This is a genomic window from Variovorax paradoxus (genome assembly GCF_029919115.1).
Lineage (GTDB): Bacteria > Pseudomonadota > Gammaproteobacteria > Burkholderiales > Burkholderiaceae_C > Variovorax > Variovorax paradoxus_O.
Genome location: NZ_CP123990.1, coordinates 4523564 through 4540399 on the forward strand (window position 1 = coordinate 4523564; position 16836 = coordinate 4540399).

Here is a 16836-nt window from a genome sequence, read left to right on the forward strand (position 1 = left end):
CCCGCGCGGTGGCGGGGCATCCGGGCGGTGCCGGGTTTGGGCCCCCAGGGCCAGCGCATGCGGTGCAGAGCGCGGCGAGCGACAGCGATAGAACCCGCGCCTTCATGACGCGGAGGCTGCGGCCGCTGCAGCCGCCGCACTGTCCTGGGCCTTGCGCGCGAACTCGGCTCGCAGCGCCTTGAGCTTCTCGCGGGGGTCTTCGCGGGTGGTGGCCTTGTCCAGGCCCATTTCGGCGATGAATCGGCTCGGCACGCAAGGCACCATTTCGCGGCCCTGCTTGCGCTTCTTGGTCCAGCTCACCGCCAGGCTGCGCTGCGCGCGCGTGATGCCCACGTACATCAGGCGGCGCTCTTCCTGCAGCCGCTGCAGCGTTTCGTCGCTCACCTTGAGTTGGCGGCCGTTGTCGTCCTCGAGCTTGAATGGCAGCAGCCCCTCCGTCACGCCGATCAGCATCACGTGCGGCCACTCGAGGCCCTTGGAGGCATGCAGCGTCGAAAGCGTGACCACGTTCTGGTCCTGCTCGCGCTCGCTGATGGTCGAGAGCAGCGAAATGGTCTGCGCCACTTCGAGCAGGCTCTTGCGCTCGCTCTCGATGTTGTTGTCGGCGCCCGAGGCGTCGTCGAGGGTGCCGCCGGCACGCTGCGACATCCAGTCGACGAACTCCAGCACGTTGGTCCAGCGCGCGGCCGCGGCCTGTTCGCTGTCCTCGCCGTCGTAGAGGTGCTTCTCGTAGTCGATCTCCTTCAGCCAGTCGAGCATGAAGGTGCGCGAATCTTCGGCGCCCATGGTGCGGCGCGCGCGGTATTCCAGGTCGTTGATGTAGCGGCCGAACTCGTGGATGCCCTCCAGCGTGCGCTTGGGCATCACGCTCGGCAGCGAGGGGCTGAACAGCGCTTCGAACAGGCTGAGCTTGTACTGGCTCGCAAAGGTGCCGAGGCTCGCGAGCGTGGTGTGGCCGATGCCGCGCTTGGGCGTGGTGATCGCGCGCAGGAACGCCGGGTCGTCGTCGTTGTTGACCCACAGGCGAAACCAGCCGCACAGGTCCTTGATTTCGGCGCGGTCGAAAAAGCTCTGGCCGCCCGATACCTTGTAGGGAATCTGCGCCTTGCGCAGCGCCTGCTCGAACACGCGCGCCTGGTGGTTGGCGCGGTAAAGAATGGCGAAGTCGCGAAATTCCTTGTACTGCTTGCCCTGCGCCGTGGCGTCGCCCGCGCGCAGGCTGATGATGCGCGCCACCGCGCGCTCGGCCTCGTGCGCCTCGGAGTCGGCATCGACAATGCGCACCGGCTCGCCTTCGCCCAGCTCCGAGAACAGCGTCTTCGGGAACAGCTTGGGGTTGGGGCCGATCACGTTGTTGGCCGCCCGCAGAATGGCGCTGGTGGAGCGGTAGTTCTGCTCCAGCTTGATGACCTTCAGGTTGGGGTAGTCGACCGGCAGCTTGCGCAGGTTGTCCAGCGTGGCGCCGCGCCAGCCGTAGATCGACTGGTCGTCGTCGCCCACAGCGGTAAAGCGCCCGCGCTCGCCGGCCAGCGCCTTCAGCACTTCATACTGGGTGGCGTTGGTGTCCTGGTATTCGTCCACCAGGATGTGGCCCAGCGTGTTTTGCCACTTGCTGCGCACCTCCTCGTAGTCGCGCAGCAGCTTGAGCGGCATGCCGATGAGGTCGTCGAAATCGACGCTCTGGTAGGCCGTGAGCCGCTCTTCATAGCGCGCCATGATGCGTGCGGTGATGCGCTCGTTGTCGTCCACCGCGGCGGCCTCGGCCTGTGCGGCGTTCAGGCCCATGTTCTTCCACTTGCTGATGGTCCACTGCCAGATGCGCGCGGTGGCGGTGTCGGTGGTGCCGCCCGCGTCCTTCAGGATCTTGGTGACGTCGTCGCTGTCCAGAATGCTGAAGGCCGGCTTCAGGCCCAGCACGGCGCCGTCTTCGCGCATCATGCGCACGCCCAGTGCGTGAAAGGTGCAGATCACCACATGCTTCGCATCGCGCCCGATCAACCCCTTGGCGCGCTCGCGCATTTCGCTCGCGGCCTTGTTGGTGAAGGTGATGGCCGCAATGCGCTTGGGCTCCAGGCCGGCCTGGATCAGCCGGCCGATCTTGTGCGTGATGACGCGCGTCTTGCCCGAGCCCGCACCCGCGAGCACGAGGCAGGGGCCATGCAGGTAATTGACAGCTTCTTGTTGCGCGAGATTGAGACCGGAAGACATGAGGAGTGGGAACGGAAGGCCGCGAGCGAACGGGCAGGCGCAAAGCGGGCAATGATACGGGGCGCAGCTCTCGCGCAACCCCGCCGAAGTTCACGATGCGGGATGCAACGACAATCACACCGTGCTGCCCGTATTTCTCGTTACCTTTCCTTTCTTCGCGTTGATTGCTGCAGGCTATGGCGCTGCGCGGTCGCGCGTCCTTCCACTGGACGCGATTCCCGGCCTCAACACCTTTGTGCTTTACTTCGCGCTGCCCTGCATGCTGCTGCGCTTTGGCGCCGATACGCCCATTGGGCAGTTGCTCGACGGCAGCGTTGCACTGGTGTGGGGCCTGTGCGCGCTGGCTGTGGTGGCGGGCACCGTCGCTTTCACCCGCAACCAGCGCATCGGCTGGAACGACGGTGCCTTCGGCGCGTTGGTGGCGGCGTTTCCGAACACCGGCTTCATGGGCGTGCCGCTATTGGTGGCGCTGCTGGGCGCGCAGGCTGCGGGGCCGATGATCATCACCATTGCGTTCGACCTGGTGGTGACTTCGTCGCTGTGCATTGCCCTCTCGCGGCTCGATGGCGCGGGCGGCGCGGGTGGCGCGAGCGCCGGTGCAGGGCATCACGGCCCGCGGCAGGCGGCTCGGCAGGCGCTGCGCGGCGTACTGGTCAACCCAATGCCGTGGTCCATTCTGCTGGGTGTGCTGTTGTCCGCCGCGCGCTGGCGCCTGCCCGGGCCGGTGGAGCGCACCGTGGCCATGCTGGCCGATGCCGCTTCGCCGGTGGCGCTCTTCACCATTGGCGCGGTGCTGGCCCGGTCGGCACTGCTCGCCCGCGAGCACGCCGCAAGCGCTGAGGTTGCCGCTGCAATGGGCGTCAAGTCGGCGCTTGCGCGCAGGGCGCCGCTGGCCGACGTGCTGCCCGTGGTGGGCATCAAGCTGCTGGTGCATCCCGCGCTGGTGTGGATAGTGGGGCAGGGCGCCATTGCGCTCGGGCTGCCGCTTTCTTCTTCGGCGCTGATGGTGATCGTGCTGGTGGCTGCGCTTCCGAGCGCCAGCAACGTGGCCATGCTGGCCGAGCGCTTTGGCGCCGATAACGGCCGCATCGCCCGCATCATCTTGTGGACGACGGTGGCGACGTTCTTCAGCTTTCCGTGGGCGGTGGGCCTGCTGCGCTGAGCCGGCGCGCTGCAATGCGCTTTCGTTGAATCAGGGCGTCAGCACGCCGAGCTTGAACGGATCGGCGTCTGAAAGGCGCTCGCACTTGGTGAAGTCGCGGCCCTGGGTGCCATCGCAATAGAAGGCGTTGTAGATGCGGCCGAACAGCGTCGGGCTGGCCGTGAAGAGCACCCCGTGGTCGGGTTGCCAGTTGTCCTTGACCGGGCCGGTGCCGAGCTCCGCGGTGCCGGCTGCGCCGGGCGAAGTCACGGCAGGAGTGGTGCTGGAGGGCGAAAATTCGGCCAGCGTCTTGTGGACTTCTCCGCCGCGCCAGCGCATTGCCAGTTCGGACGCGGAAGGCCTGGCGGCCACGGGCAGCAGTACGCCGTTCACCTGGAAGCCGTCGCCGAAGCGATGCGTCCTGCCGGCAAGAAAAGCGTAGGCGCAGGCGGCCATGCACTGGCCACGAACTTCGGTTTCGACGTTGCTCGAACGGATCGCATCGGCAAAGGCGCCGGCCGCTTCGGCGGTGCCGCCGAACGAATCCTCGAACACGACGGTGCGCACCGTGCCTTTGTCGAGGTACTCGGTAAAGGTCTTGATTGCCGTGCCGTCGAGCATGCCCGAAACCACAAGCTGGCTGCCCTTCAGTTCGAGTTCGGCCGCGGAGCATGCGAGGCATGCGAAAAAAAGAGCCAGACCGAGAGATGAAGGCAGTTTCACGGCAACCCCAGGCGAGCAGCGTTCTTGCTTGACGCGCGAACCGGAGCGGTCCCGCGCTGTGACAGCTTGAATAGCAGGCGGGCATGCAGTCAACCGTTTTTGCAGATTATTTCTGATTCACTTGTAGGCCATAAGCCATAGCTATCGTTATCACTACAGATGAGTGCTTGTGTTTTCAAAACACTGCTAAAGTGTTTGCAAATCAAAGTACGTATGGGGGCACTATGGCAATACTTGTTCGTATTCTGCTGTGGCTGGCCTGGGTCGCCAGCGTGGGCTGGTTGTGGCATGCCGACACTCTCGGCACCGCCACGTCGCTTGCGCTTGGCGCCTTGAGCCTCGTGGTGTTCGCATGGCCCGGAAGCATCGCCCGGCGGCGCAGCAGCGAGCTGCGCTACGTCGACATGGGCAAGGAGCCGGCGGGCCTGCACCACTGACGACAGGGGCTGGCCTCGGTACGAGGCCGCCTCAGATGCTGTGCGGGTCGACGTCGACCAGCCAGCGGATCACGCCCTTGCCTTCAGGCGTGCGGCGCAACGCGTGCAGCAGCGGCTGCCAGGCTGCGAGCAGGCGCTGCAGTGCGGCGCGCGACGGGCTTTCGATCAGCATCTGAGCCCGCTCCACATTGGCCACGCGCTGAATGGCCAGCGGCACCGCGGGGTAGCGCAGCACGCGGTCGGCGCCTTCGAGTGCATCGGCCGCCACACTTGCCGCATTCAGGAACGCCTGGGCCGCCTCTTGCGAGCGCGCATCGGCGCGCAGCAATGCCTGGAATGCAAACGGCGGCATGCCGGCCGCGGCGCGCTCTTCGAGCTGCTGCCGCGCGAAAGCGGCGTAGTCGTGCCTTCGCAGCGCGGCAAAGAGCGGATGCTGCGCATGGTGCGTCTGGATCCACATCTCGGCCGTGGCGCCTTGCGCTGCCAGGTACGCGGCATCGCGCCCCGCGCGCCCGGCCGATTGCATCAGCAGGCTGAACAGCCGCTCGGGGGCGCGAAAGTCGCTGGAGAACAGCGCGCCGTCGGGGTTCACGGCGGCCACCAGCGTGATGCGCCTGAAGTCGTGCCCCTTGGCGATCATCTGCGTGCCGACCAGCACATCGACCTCGCCCGAATGCACGGACGCGAGCTGCGATTCGAGCGCACCCTGCTTCTTGGTGCTGTCGGCGTCGATGCGCGCAATGCGCACCGCGTTGCCGTCGGGCCGCTTCACGCTGGCGAACAGCTCGGCCAGGTGCTCTTCGAGCCGCTCGGTGCCGCGTCCCACGGGCGCGATGTCGGGGTTGCCGCAAGCCGGGCACGCGCGCGGCACGCGCTCGGTAAAGCCGCAGTGGTGGCAGCGCAGCGTGCGGTCGATCTTGTGGAACACGCGGTAGGCGCTGCAGTGCGGGCATTCGCTCTTCCAGCCGCAATCGGCGCAGGCCAGCACCGGCGCATAGCCGCGCCGGTTGAGAAACACCATGCTCTGTTCGCCGCGCGCAATGCGCTGGCCGATGGCGTCGAGCAGCGCGGCCGAGAGCACGGTCTTGGGCGGCTGCAGGTTCATGTCGACCAGCCGCACTGCGGGCAGTTCACCTGCGCCAATGCGTGACGGCATGGCAAGCCGCACGTAGCGGCCGCCAGGATCTTCGCCCTCGGCGGGGCGGCTCTGGTGCCAGCTTTCGAGCGAGGGCGTGGCCGAGCCGAGGATGACTTTCGCGCTCTCGCGCTGGCCGCGCCACACGGCGAGGTCGCGCGCCGAATACCGTGCGCCTTCCTGCTGCTTGTAGCTGGGGTCGTGCTCTTCGTCGACGACGATGAGCTTGAGCCCCGGCATCGACGCGAACACCGCCATGCGCGTGCCCAGCACAATGCGCGCGGCGCCGCTGTGCGCCGCAAGCCAGCTTGCGAGCCGCTGCGGATTGGTCATGCCGCTGTGCAGCGACACCACGGCGTCGTCCCCGAAACGCGCCTTGAAGCGCGCTTCGAGCTGCGGCGTGAGGTTGATCTCGGGCACCATCACCAGCGCCTGCGCGCCGGCATCGCGCGCAAGCAGGTCGGCCACGCAGCGCAGGTACACCTCGGTCTTGCCGCTGCCGGTGCTGCCGACCAGCAGGAAGGTGCCTGTTTCGGCCTCGATGCGCGCGAGGGCTGCGGTCTGCTCCGGGCTGAGCGCGATCAGGTTGGCTGCCTCGGCCGTCTCGGCCACTGGGCCGGTGGTGGTCTTGCGCTTGAGGCGGCGCGCCAGTTGCGTGCCGGTCAGGTCGCGCAGTTGCGGCGGCAAGGCTGCAAGCGCGATTTCACCGATCGAGCGCTGGTAATAGCGTGCGGCAAAGGCCACGAGGTCTCGCCAGGCTTCGCCCAGGGGCGCGAGCGCATCGAGCGCCGCGCCCACCGGCTTGAGGGCCATGTCCGGCTCGGCGCCCTGCAGCGAGGTGGGGTCGTTCCACACCACGCCCAGCACTTCGCGCCGGCCCAGCGGCACCCGAACCAGCGTGCCGGGCGCAAGCGGCGCCGCGCTGGCGTAGCTCAGCAGGTCGCCAAGCGCCGCATGCGCGGGGGTTTGCACGGCGATGTCGAGCCGCCAGGCCATTGCGGCGGGCGTGCTAGCCGGCGCCGCCGCCGTTTCCGGGTCTGGGCTGATGGCGGTGGAAATGGGCGTCTCGGTTGGCAATGTTTGTTAATGCGACTTTGAGCAAAATCACTTAAGTCGTTGATTTTCCAGTGCTTTGAAGCTCATCCAGAGATTCTGTGGATAACTTTGTTGACAACAGGGCTCGACACGCTGCGGAGCCTTGAAAATCAAGCGTCTGACTGGATTGCCCTCAAAAAAAGCAAAGTTCAAATCCTATATAAATCAACTACTTACGAGCGCTACTTGTTTAGGAGCAAAGAGGGGCCCGCCTCAGATAATCTTGCGCAGTGCAGCACGTGTTTTGTGCATAAGTCGGGCCTCCTACACCGTTTTTACGCTTGACAAACGGCCGTGAACTGCTTTTCGGCGAAAACTGGTTCACCGTCGCGGCAGGCCCGGCGTGTAACAGTTTCAACTGCGCAAGGAGCGGGATTGCACATGCACCGCCTGCACCAGCGCTGCCACGTGGTCGGGCGGCGTAAATTGGCTGATGCCGTGGCCCAGGTTGAAGATGTGGGTCGGCCCCTTGGCCGAGCCGGCGTGCGGCTTGCCGAAAGCCTGGAGCACTTTGGCCACCTCGGCCTCGATTTGCTGGGGGGGCGCGAACAGCACGTTGGGGTCGATGTTGCCCTGCAGTGCCTTGGCCTTGCCGTCGCTGCCTTCGCCGACCAGGCGGCGCGCGGCCGCAAGGTTCACGGTCCAGTCGACGCCGAGCACTTCGCAGTCGAGCTCGCGCATGGCTTCGAGCCACAGGCCGCCACCCTTGGTGAACACGATGCGCGGCACGGGCTGGCCGTCGGCACCGTTGCGCTTCAGGCCGGCCAGTACGCGTGCGGTGTAGGCCAGGCTGAATTCTTGAAAGGCGCCGTCGGCGAGCACGCCGCCCCAGCTGTCGAACACCATCACGGCCTGGGCGCCGGCGTCGATCTGCGCATTGAGGTAGGTGGCCACCGAGTCGGCATTGACCGCGAGCAGGCGGTGCATGAGGTCGGGGCGGCTGTAGAGCATGCTCTTCACGAGCCGGTAGTCGCTGGAGCCCGCGCCCTCGACCATATAGCACGCCAGGGTCCAGGGGCTGCCCGAAAAGCCGATGAGGGGCACGCGGCCGTCGAGGGCCTTGCGGATCGACGCCACGGCATCGAACACGTAGCGCAGCTTGGCCATGTCCGGCACTTCGAGCGCGGCAACGGCGGCCTCGTCGCGCACGGGTCGTGCAAAGCGCGGGCCTTCGCCGGCCTCGAACGAAAGGCCAAGGCCCATGGCGTCGGGCACGGTGAGGATGTCGGAGAAAAGAATGGCGGCATCGAGCGCATAGCGTTCGAGCGGCTGCAGGGTGACTTCAGTGGCGTAGTCCGTGTTGGTCGCCAGCCCCATGAAGCTGCCGGCCTTGGCGCGGGTGGCCACGTACTCGGGCAGGTAGCGCCCGGCCTGGCGCATGAGCCAGACGGGGGTGTGGTCGGTAGCCTGGCGCCAGCAGGCCCGCAGGAAAGTGTCGTTTTGCAATGGGGCGAAAGGCATTTCCCGATTGTCGCAGGGGGAGGGGCTGTTGTTCTTGGCGCCGCTGTTCAGGGCGGGTGCACAGGCCACCGGGTACTCCCCTCCGCGAATGTCCCCCGGCCTTCGGCCTCCTCCTTTATTTCGCTGCGCGGAGCACCCGATGCCCTGTGCACTTGGGCAAGCTGCTCCTGGGTCAGAAATCAGACCACCGGCACCCGCACCGAATCCACAGGATTCACCTGTCGCCGATACAGCAGCAACGTGGCGACCAGCCCGCAGACGGCCGCTGCGGTCATCCACAAACCCGGCGCGCCTTTGTCGCCCGTCATCTCGATCAAGCCGGTGGCAATGGCCGGCGTGAAGCCGCCGAACAGCGCCGTGGCCAGGCTGTAGGCCAGCGAGAAGCCGGCGGTGCGCACGTTGACCGGCATCACTTCGGTGAGGGCCACCACCATCGCGCCGTTGTAGCTCGCGTAGAGGAACGAGAGCCACAGCTCCACTTCGAGCATGCGCGCGAAGCTCGGCGCGCCCACCAGCCACTTGAGCGACGGGTACGCGGTGAGGATGGTCAGCGCCGTGAACAGGATCAACAGCGGCTTGCGTCCCACGCGGTCGGAAAGCGCGCCCATGATCGGCAGCCAGATGAAGTTGGAAATGGCTACGCAGAGCGTGACGATGAGCGCATCGGTCGTGCTCAGGTGCAGCACCGACTTGCCGAAGGTTGGCGTGTAGACCGTGATCAGGTAGAACGACACGGTCGTCATCGACACCAGCATCATTCCGGCGACCACCAGGCCCCAGTTGGCCATCATCGACTGGAAGATTTCGCGCGCATCGGGGCGGTGCTTGCGCGCCATGAACTCCTCGGTCTCTTGCAGCGAGCGGCGAATGATGAACAGCACCGGCACGATCAGGCAGCCGACAAAGAACGGAATGCGCCAATAGAAGTCGCCGATCTCCTGCGAAGTGAAGGTCACGTTCAGCCAATAGCCGAGCGCCGCCGCCACGACGATGGCGACTTGCTGGCTGGCCGACTGCCAGCTCACGTAAAAGCCCTTGCGTCCCGGCGTGGCCATCTCGGACAGGTAGACCGAGACACCGCCCAATTCCACGCCGGCCGAGAAGCCCTGCAGCAGCCGGCCGACCAGCACCAGCAGCGGCGCCGCGAAGCCGATGGTGGCGTAGGCCGGCACGCAGGCGATGAGCAGCGTGCCCAGCGCCATCAGCGCGAGCGTGACGATCAGGCCCTTGCGGCGGCCGACGCGGTCGACATACGCGCCCAGAAAAATTGCGCCCAGCGGCCGCATCAGGAACCCGGCGCCGAAGGTCATGAAGGTCAGCATCAGCGAGGCGAATTCGTCGCCGGCCGGGAAGAAGGCCTTGGAGATCTGCGTGGCGTAGAAGCCGAACAGGAAGAAGTCGAACATCTCCATGAAATTGCCGCCCGTCACACGCAGGACGGTGGCGAATTTTGAAGAAGAGGAAGAGGACGTCGAAGCAGCAGAGGCTGCGGTGCCTGAAGAAGCGCGGGCGGCCGAGCCCGGTTGCGCGGCGGTGTGCGCGGTATTCATTTCGTTGTCCCCTTGGGCGAAGTAGTTCGCCCGAGGGTAGGCCGGGGTTCCCGACCGCCGCCTGACCACCGCGGTCAGGTACCTGTCATTGCCGGCCGGCTTTTACTTCAGGTCTTGTATTTGACCGAGCAGCCGTAGGGCCGCGTGGAGGCAGCCGAGATCGGCTTGCCGCCGAAGGCTTCGCCGAGCGCCTGGTTGACGTAGTTGGTCGCGCTCTTGATGTCGTCGGGCCGGGCTGAGGCGATGCTGTCGATGCCGCCCGCGTACACCAGCATGCCCTTGGGATCGATGATGAAGATGTGCGGCGTGGTGCGCGCGCCGTAGGCTTGGCCGATGACGCCGTCTTCGTCCATCAGCACCGCGGTGGGCGACGCCTTTTGCGACTTCATCCATGCGTCGAGCGCGGCGGGCTGCAGGTAGTCGCTGGCTGCGCGCTCGGTGGAGTTGACCGACAGCCACACCACGCCCTGGGCCGTGGCTGACTTTTGCGTGGCCGGCATGTTGCCGCTGTTGTAGTGCTTGCGCACGAAGGGGCAGCCCGGGTTGGTCCACTCGAGCACCACGAACTTGCCGGCAAAGTCGGAGAGCTTGTGCTTGGCGCCGCTGGTGTCCACTGCAACGAAGTCAGGCGCCTGTTGGCCCACGGCGGGCGCTGCGAAGGCGTTATTGCCCATCAAAAAGCTGGCGCCGAGCGCCACGGCCGCCGCCACGACGGCGCGGCGCGAGGCACGGGAGAGGGCGGCGCGGGCGTGGCGCGCGGCACGAATGGAACGCGAGTCGGACGATGGCGAAAGTGACATGGCCAGCTTGAACTCCAGAATAAAAAAACAAACAACGGCGACAGCTTAGGCCGCTTTTCTCAAGTGCATGTGACAACCCATGTCACGCCGGGGGTCAAAGCGCCGAGAGCGCTGCGCGAACCTCGTCCTTGCCCAGAATTTCGGTCAGCACGACCGGCGCCTTGCCAGGCGCCTGCAGCACGTAGAGCGGCACGCCGCTGCGCCCGAGCGAAGTCAGGGCGGCGGTAATGGCGGGGTCGCGGCGCGTCCAGTCGGCGCGCAGCATCGCGACCTTCTTGCTGTCGAAATCGGCCAGCACTTCGGCGTCGGCCAACGTGGCCTTCTTGTTGTACTGGCAGGTCACGCACCATGCGGCGGTGAAGTCGATGAACACCGGCTGCCCTGCGCCCGTGAGCTCGGCCACGCGTTCGGCCGACCACGGCTGCCAGCGCTGGCCGGCGCCCGATGCGAGCCTGGCCGGCTCCACCGTCTGCAGCACGTTGCGGCCAATGGCCGCGGTGAGCACCGCGGTAAAGGCGACCAGCACCGTGGCAATGACCAGCCGCGTGCGGCCGCGCAGCGTCAGCGCCCAGACGATGGCGGCCATGCACACCAGCAGCGCGAGCAGCGTGCCCGCGCCGTCGATGCCGCTTTGCTGCCCCAGCACCCAGACCAGCCACGCCACGGTTGCGAACATCGGGAACGCCAGCAGCCGGCGCAGCGTGTTCATCCACGGGCCGGGCTTGGGCAGCAGCCGGGCAATGGCCGGAACGAAGCCCGCCACCAGGTAGGGCAGCGCCAACCCGAGGCCCAGCGCCGCGAACAACAGCAGGGCCTGCGCGGCGGGGAGGCCGATGGCAAAGCCGAGCGAAACGCCCATGAACGGCGCGGTGCAGGGCGAAGCGATCACCACCGCCAGCACGCCCGAGAGAAAGTCATTGGCAATCGGATGCTTGGCCTGGGCGGAGCACACCGACAACGGTGCCGCGCGGCCAAATTCGAAAAGCCCCACCAGGTTGAGACCTATGAGCGTGAACAGCGCAGCCAGCGCAGCCACCACGGCCGGCGATTGCAGCTGGAAGCCCCAGCCGAGCTGGGCGCCCGCCGCGCGCAGGGCCAGCATGGCGCCGCCCAGCGCGAGGAACGAGAGCATTACGCCCCCCGTGTAGGCCAAGCCCGCCGTGCGGTGGGCGCTGCGGTTGCCCGCCTGCCGCGCGAAGCCCAGTACCTTGATGGCCAGGATGGGGAACACGCAGGGCATGAGGTTGAGCAGCAGGCCGCCGAGCACGGCGCCCAGCAGCGCGACGATGAAGGTGCCGGCGGGCTGGGCCGGCAGGTCCGCGGGCGGCGCGGCGGCAGCCGCATTCGCCGCATTGGCGGCAAGCGCGGCCTGCAGCGCGGGCGAAACCTCGGCGCGCGGCGCGGCGGTCGGCCAGGTGCCGCTCACCGGCGCCTCGGTCCGCCAGGCCACCGGCTGGCCCGGCTGCCTGTCCGCCTCGGCCAGCGTCACCACCAGCGGCAAGGTCGTGGGGCTCGCGCTGCGCTGGTCGGCCAGCGGCAAGGTGGCGGTCCAGGTGCCGCCTTGCCAGCTTTGCGTCCAGTCCTTGCCCGAGACCGCGGCGGTGCGGATCAGCTCGGGCGTTTCGGGGAAGAACCCGAGGGCCTTGCCCTGGACGGCGGCGGGCAGGCCGTCGAGCCGCACCTGCAGGTTGTTGCCGCTGACTTCCACGGTGCCCGGCTTGTCGAGCGGCTGCGGCTGCGCGGCCTGGGCCGCGTCGAACTCGGTCTTGTGCAGCGCGGTCGATCCCTGCAGCGGCAGCGCGAGCGTGAACTCGCCTTCTTCGGGAATGCATTCCTTGCGGCACACCAGCCAGGTGGCCTTCAGCCGAACGTCGAGGCCCGAGGCACCCGTGCCCAGCGCCAGCGGCGGCTTGAAATTGCTCGACACCTCGAGCGGCACCGGCAGCAGCACCGTGCCCTCGTAGCCGTAGTTGGCCAGGTTGCCGATCGGGATCTTCTTGGGCACGGGCCAGGCGATCTCTCCGGCGGCAACGCCCGCCGGCAGGGTCCAGTTCAGCTCCGTCGGCAAGCCGGAATCGCCGGCGTTCTTCCAGTAGGTGTGCCACTCGGGCTGGTGGGTGATCTGCAGCCCGACCCAGACCGGTGCGCCGGGCGACACGCCGTTGGGCGCATGCGCAACCAGTTCGGCGCGCACATGAGGGGTGGTGACGGCAGCGCCTGGCCTGGAGGCCAATTGCGCCGCGGCCGGCATGCAGGCTGCGGCGGTTGCTACCAGAAACGTAGCTAAAAATTGGAAGCGGGAGAGGATCATGCCGATCAGTCGGAGCGGGCGGGCGGAGCGAAGTTCCGGGCGTTAGGGGCGTTATCGGGCGCGATGGGCGCTCAAGCGGCCCAGCCCAGCACCACACGGCGGCTGTTGGCGCTCTTTTTCTCGATCTTGGTGACCATCACCGCGCCAATCTCCGCAGTGTTTGCAACATGCGTGCCGCCGCAGGGCTGAAAGTCGATCTGCGCGTCGCCTTCGCCGCCGATGCGGATGGTGCGCACCGTGCCCGTGCCGCGCGGCGGCTGCACGCTCATGCTCTTCACCAGCGCGGGGTTGGCATCGAGCTCTTCGTCGGTGATGGCGCCCACGGTCAGCGGATGGGCCGCTTCCACCAGCCGGGCGAGGCCGGCGGTCAGCGCTTCCTTGTCGAGCGGGTCGGTCATGTGGAAGTCGATGCGCGCGTAGTCGGGCGTGATCGAGCAGCCGTTCACCGGCACCGGCACCAAGTGGCACAGCAGATGGCTCGCGGTATGAAAGCGCATCAGCCGGTGGCGGCGCTCCCAGTCGAGGCGTGCCGTCACGGTGTCGCCCGGCTTCAGCCCGGCCAGCAGTTCGGCCTGCCCGGGCGCCGGCACATGAACGAATTCGCTCGTCGGCTGGCCGTCTTCATCCTTGGCCTTGCGGGTGTCGGCAATGACCACTTCGCGGCCGTCCGCCAGCGCCAGCACGCCCGTATCGCCGGCCTGTCCGCCGCCGAGCGGGTAGAACACGGTGCGGTCCAGCACGATGCCGGAGTCGTCGATGCGCAGGATGCGGGCTTCGCAGGCGCGCAGGTACGCGTCGGCGCGGAACAGGTCGTCGGTCATGCGGCGATGGTAGCGGCGATGCGTGAATGAGGTGCGCCCACGCCAAAAAGCGCCCATGGCCGACAGTCCATGCAGGTGCCGACCGCATGATTTGCGGGGATGCGGCCCGCTTGCCGCAACAACCAAGGAGAGCGAATGAAGGTCCCTCGCACCGCCGTTTCCTCGCTGGCCTCCATGGCCACTGTCACTGCCGCCGCGGCCGCCGTGCTGGCGCTGGCCGGCTGCGGCGAAGCCGCCAAGATCGCGCCCGAAGCCACGACCGGACCCCGCCCGCAGTTGGCCGAGCCCAACAAGACGCTGGTTCCCACCGTGAACGTGGCCACCGCGGTCGGCTGGGCCGACGCTGCGGCTCCCAAGCCCGCCAGCGGCTTGCGCGTGCAGGCGCTGGCGCGCGGGCTCGACCATCCGCGCTGGGTGTACACCCTGCCCAACGGCGACGTGCTGGTGGCCGAGAGCAATAAGCCGCCCAAGCCCGAGGGCAGCACCGACGGCGGCAGCGGCCCGGTGGCCAAGGTCCGCAAATGGGTCATGGACAAGGTCATGAGCCGCGCCGGTGCCGGCGTGCCTAGCCCCAACCGCATCACGCTGCTGCGCGACGCCGACGGCGACGGCACGGCCGAAGTGAAGCAGGTGTTCCTGTCGAACCTGAGTTCGCCGTTCGGCATGGCACTGGTGGGCAGCGAGCTTTTCATCGCCAATGCCGATGCGCTCGTCAAGGTGCCCTACGCCGAGGGCCAGACCTCGGCCAACGCCGCGCCCACGGTGGTAACGCCGCTGCCCGCCGGCATCAACCACCACTGGACCAAGAACGTGATCGCCAACGCCGAGGGCACCAAGCTCTACGTGACAGTCGGCTCCAACAGCAACATCGGCGAGAACGGGCTCGCGGCCGAAGAAGGGCGCGCCGCCATCTGGGAAGTGGACGTGAAAAGCGGCGAGAAGCGACTGTTCGCAAGCGGTCTGCGCAACCCCAACGGCCTGGCCTGGCACCCCGAAACCAAAGCGCTCTGGACCGTGGTCAACGAGCGCGACGAGATCGGCAGCGACCTGGTGCCCGACTACCTGACCTCGGTAAAGGACGGTGCCTTCTACGGCTGGCCCTGGAGCTACTACGGCGGCCACGTGGATGCGCGCGTGACGCCGCCGAACCCCCAAATGGTCGCCAAGGCCGTCGCACCCGACTATGCGCTGGGCTCGCATGTGGCACCGCTCGGCCTCGTCTTTTCGGACGGCAGGGGCATGCCGCCGCAATTTGCAAGCGGCGCTTTCGTCGGCGAGCACGGCTCGTGGAACCGCAAGCCGAAGTCGGGCTACAAGGTGGTGTTCGTGCCCTTCACCGGCGGCAAGCCGAGCGGGCCTCCGGTCGATGTGCTGACCGGTTTTCTCTCGGCCGACGAAAAGGCGCAGGGCCGGCCTGTGGGCGTGGCACTCGACAAGAGCGGCGCGCTGCTGGTGGCCGACGACGTGGGCAACGTGGTCTGGCGCGTGTCGGCTGCAAAGTAGCTGCGCGGGCGGAGTTCGCGCTCACCGGCGTTGTTGCGTGGCGCGGCTGATGCGGTAGAGCCGGTGCCGGCGCAGCGGGTGCCCCTCGGGCACGGCAGGGTGGTCGAAGGCGCCTGCCTCGTCCTCATGCATGCCGATGCGTTCCATCACGGCGGCCGACCGAAGGTTGCCGACGGCCGTGAACGCCACGATCTCGTCGAAGCCGAGCCGTTCGAAACCGACCTGCAGCGCGCCGCGCGCAGCCTCGCTCGCGAGCCCCTGGCCCCACCACTTTCTGCCGAAGCGCCAGCCGATCTCCACGCACGGTGAGAAGGGCAGCGCGGCCAGCGGCACGTTCAGGCCCGTGAAGCCGGCGAATTCGCCCGAGTCCTTGTGCTCGACGGCCCACAAGCCCCAGCCGTTCTCGTCGATGCGCGCCTTCAGGCGTTCGGCCATTGCATCGCTGTCGGCCCGCGTGGGAAGCGGCAGGAGAAATGCCATGACTTCCGCGTCGGCCGCGAGCGCGGCAAAGGGCGCGAGATCGCTCTCGCGCCACTGCCGCAGGCGAAGCCGCGGGGTTTCGAACTCGATCGGGGGCTGGGTGATGCTTTCGGCCATGCGGCCGATTGTGCTCAGAACCCCGCGAGCACCACCTTGCCCTGCGCGGTGCCGCTTTCGATCAGCGCATGCGCCTTGCGGAGGTTGGCCGCGTTGATGGTGCCGAAGCTCGCGTTTGCCGTGGTGCGGATGCGGCCCGCGTCGACCAATGCTGCCACTTCGGCCAGCAGCGCGCCTTGCTCGGCGATATCGGGCGTTTCGAAGCGCGAGCGCGCAAACATCATTTCCCAGTGCAGCGAAATGCACTTGGTCTTGAGCGGCATCGCGTCGAGCGCCGGCAAGTCGTCGATCACCGCCAGTTGGCCCTGGGGCTTGAGGCTTTCGATGATCTGCGCGTAGTGCTGGCCGGTCTGCGTGAGGCTTGCAACCATTTCGACCTCGCCGATACCCGCCGCCTTGAGCTCGGCCGCGAGCGGCTTCGAATGATCGATGACCGCGTGCGCGCCCAGCGCCAGGCACCACGCCCGCGTCTCGGCGCGCGAAGCCGTGGCCACCACACGCAGTTGCGTGAGCTGGCGCGCGAGCTGGATCAGGATCGAACCGACGCCGCCGGCGCCGCCGGTAACCAGCAGCGTCTGCCCCGCGCCGCCGCCCTTCGGCACCTTGAGGCGGTCGAACAGCAGTTCGTACGCGGTGATGGTGGTCAGCGGCAGTGCCGCGGCCTGCGCATCGTCGAGGCTCTTGGGCGCAAGGGCCGCAATGCGTTCGTCGACCGCATGCAGTTCCGCATTGGTTCCGGACCGGACGATGGAGCCGGCGTAGTACACCCGGTCGCCGACCTTGAAGTTCTTCACCCCGGTGCCAATGGCCTCGACCGTGCCTACGGCGTCCCAGCCCAGCACCTTGGCCTGGCCGGCTTCGGGCGCCATGTTCTTGCGCACCTTGGTGTCGACCGGATTGACCGAGACGGCCTTGACGCGCACCAGCAGGTCGCGCGGGCCGACCTCGGGCGTGGGCAATTCGATGTCCTGCAGCGACTCGGGGTGGTCGATGGGAAGGGACTGGTAGTAACCGATGGCTTTCATGTCGAAGGACCTTTCTTGAACGATGGCTC

At 67.3% G+C, this 16836-nt stretch carries 13 protein-coding genes; 3 read left to right on the forward strand and 10 right to left on the reverse strand.

What is annotated here, in order from left to right; all coding sequences use genetic code 11:
* Positions 1–102 precede the first annotated feature (102 nt).
* Complete coding sequence (locus QHG62_RS21770; protein ID WP_281147725.1) at positions 103–2208, reverse strand: ATP-dependent helicase; 2106 nt, start codon at positions 2206–2208, stop codon at positions 103–105.
* A 121-nt stretch (positions 2209–2329) separates the two neighbouring features.
* Between QHG62_RS21770 and QHG62_RS21775 the strand changes: the two genes are divergently transcribed.
* On the forward strand, positions 2330–3370 hold the full coding sequence (locus QHG62_RS21775) for an AEC family transporter (protein ID WP_281147726.1): 1041 nt from the start codon (positions 2330–2332) through the stop codon (positions 3368–3370).
* A 30-nt stretch (positions 3371–3400) separates the two neighbouring features.
* On the opposite strand, the gene QHG62_RS21780 is transcribed toward QHG62_RS21775, so the two are convergent.
* A complete protein-coding gene (locus tag QHG62_RS21780) occupies positions 3401–3970 on the reverse strand; it encodes a hypothetical protein (protein WP_432445628.1) in 570 nt (189 codons plus the stop codon).
* Positions 3971–4296: 326 nt separating this feature from the next.
* Between QHG62_RS21780 and QHG62_RS21785 the strand changes: the two genes are divergently transcribed.
* Positions 4297–4509 carry a hypothetical protein gene (locus QHG62_RS21785; protein ID WP_157611880.1) on the forward strand — a complete coding sequence of 71 codons (213 nt, stop codon included), beginning with the start codon at positions 4297–4299 and terminating at the stop codon, positions 4507–4509.
* Between the two features lie 31 nt (positions 4510–4540).
* Here QHG62_RS21785 and QHG62_RS21790 read toward each other — a convergent pair whose 3' ends face one another.
* The 6 genes from QHG62_RS21790 to QHG62_RS21815 all read right to left on the reverse strand — a co-directional run bounded on the left by QHG62_RS21790 (position 4541) and on the right by QHG62_RS21815 (position 13682).
* Positions 4541–6640 (reverse strand): primosomal protein N', encoded by a 2100-nt coding sequence (locus QHG62_RS21790; RefSeq protein WP_281151752.1) that lies wholly within the window; start codon positions 6638–6640, stop codon positions 4541–4543.
* Positions 6641–7093: 453 nt separating this feature from the next.
* Positions 7094–8200 (reverse strand): uroporphyrinogen decarboxylase, encoded by a 1107-nt coding sequence (gene hemE, locus QHG62_RS21795; protein WP_281147728.1) that lies wholly within the window; start codon positions 8198–8200, stop codon positions 7094–7096.
* Between the two features lie 179 nt (positions 8201–8379).
* Positions 8380–9750 carry an MFS transporter gene (locus QHG62_RS21800; protein WP_281147729.1) on the reverse strand — a complete coding sequence of 457 codons (1371 nt, stop codon included), beginning with the start codon at positions 9748–9750 and terminating at the stop codon, positions 8380–8382.
* A 107-nt stretch (positions 9751–9857) separates the two neighbouring features.
* Positions 9858–10550 carry a redoxin domain-containing protein gene (locus QHG62_RS21805; protein WP_281147730.1) on the reverse strand — a complete coding sequence of 231 codons (693 nt, stop codon included), beginning with the start codon at positions 10548–10550 and terminating at the stop codon, positions 9858–9860.
* 94 nt (positions 10551–10644) lie between these two features.
* A complete protein-coding gene (locus QHG62_RS21810) occupies positions 10645–12861 on the reverse strand; it encodes a protein-disulfide reductase DsbD family protein (protein ID WP_432445554.1) in 2217 nt (738 codons plus the stop codon).
* A 71-nt stretch (positions 12862–12932) separates the two neighbouring features.
* Complete coding sequence (locus QHG62_RS21815) at positions 12933–13682, reverse strand: alanyl-tRNA editing protein (protein WP_281147731.1); 750 nt, start codon at positions 13680–13682, stop codon at positions 12933–12935.
* A 135-nt stretch (positions 13683–13817) separates the two neighbouring features.
* Here QHG62_RS21815 and QHG62_RS21820 point away from each other — a divergent pair, with 135 nt between their 5' ends.
* A complete protein-coding gene (locus tag QHG62_RS21820; protein WP_281147732.1) occupies positions 13818–15185 on the forward strand; it encodes a PQQ-dependent sugar dehydrogenase in 1368 nt (455 codons plus the stop codon).
* A gap of 21 nt (positions 15186–15206) precedes the next feature.
* On the opposite strand, the gene QHG62_RS21825 is transcribed toward QHG62_RS21820, so the two are convergent.
* Positions 15207–15782: a GNAT family N-acetyltransferase gene (locus tag QHG62_RS21825; protein WP_281147733.1), complete on the reverse strand. Its 576-nt coding sequence runs from the start codon at positions 15780–15782 to the stop codon at positions 15207–15209.
* 14 nt (positions 15783–15796) lie between these two features.
* A complete protein-coding gene (locus QHG62_RS21830; protein ID WP_281147734.1) occupies positions 15797–16807 on the reverse strand; it encodes a zinc-binding alcohol dehydrogenase family protein in 1011 nt (336 codons plus the stop codon).
* Between the last annotated feature and the right edge of the window lie 29 nt (positions 16808–16836).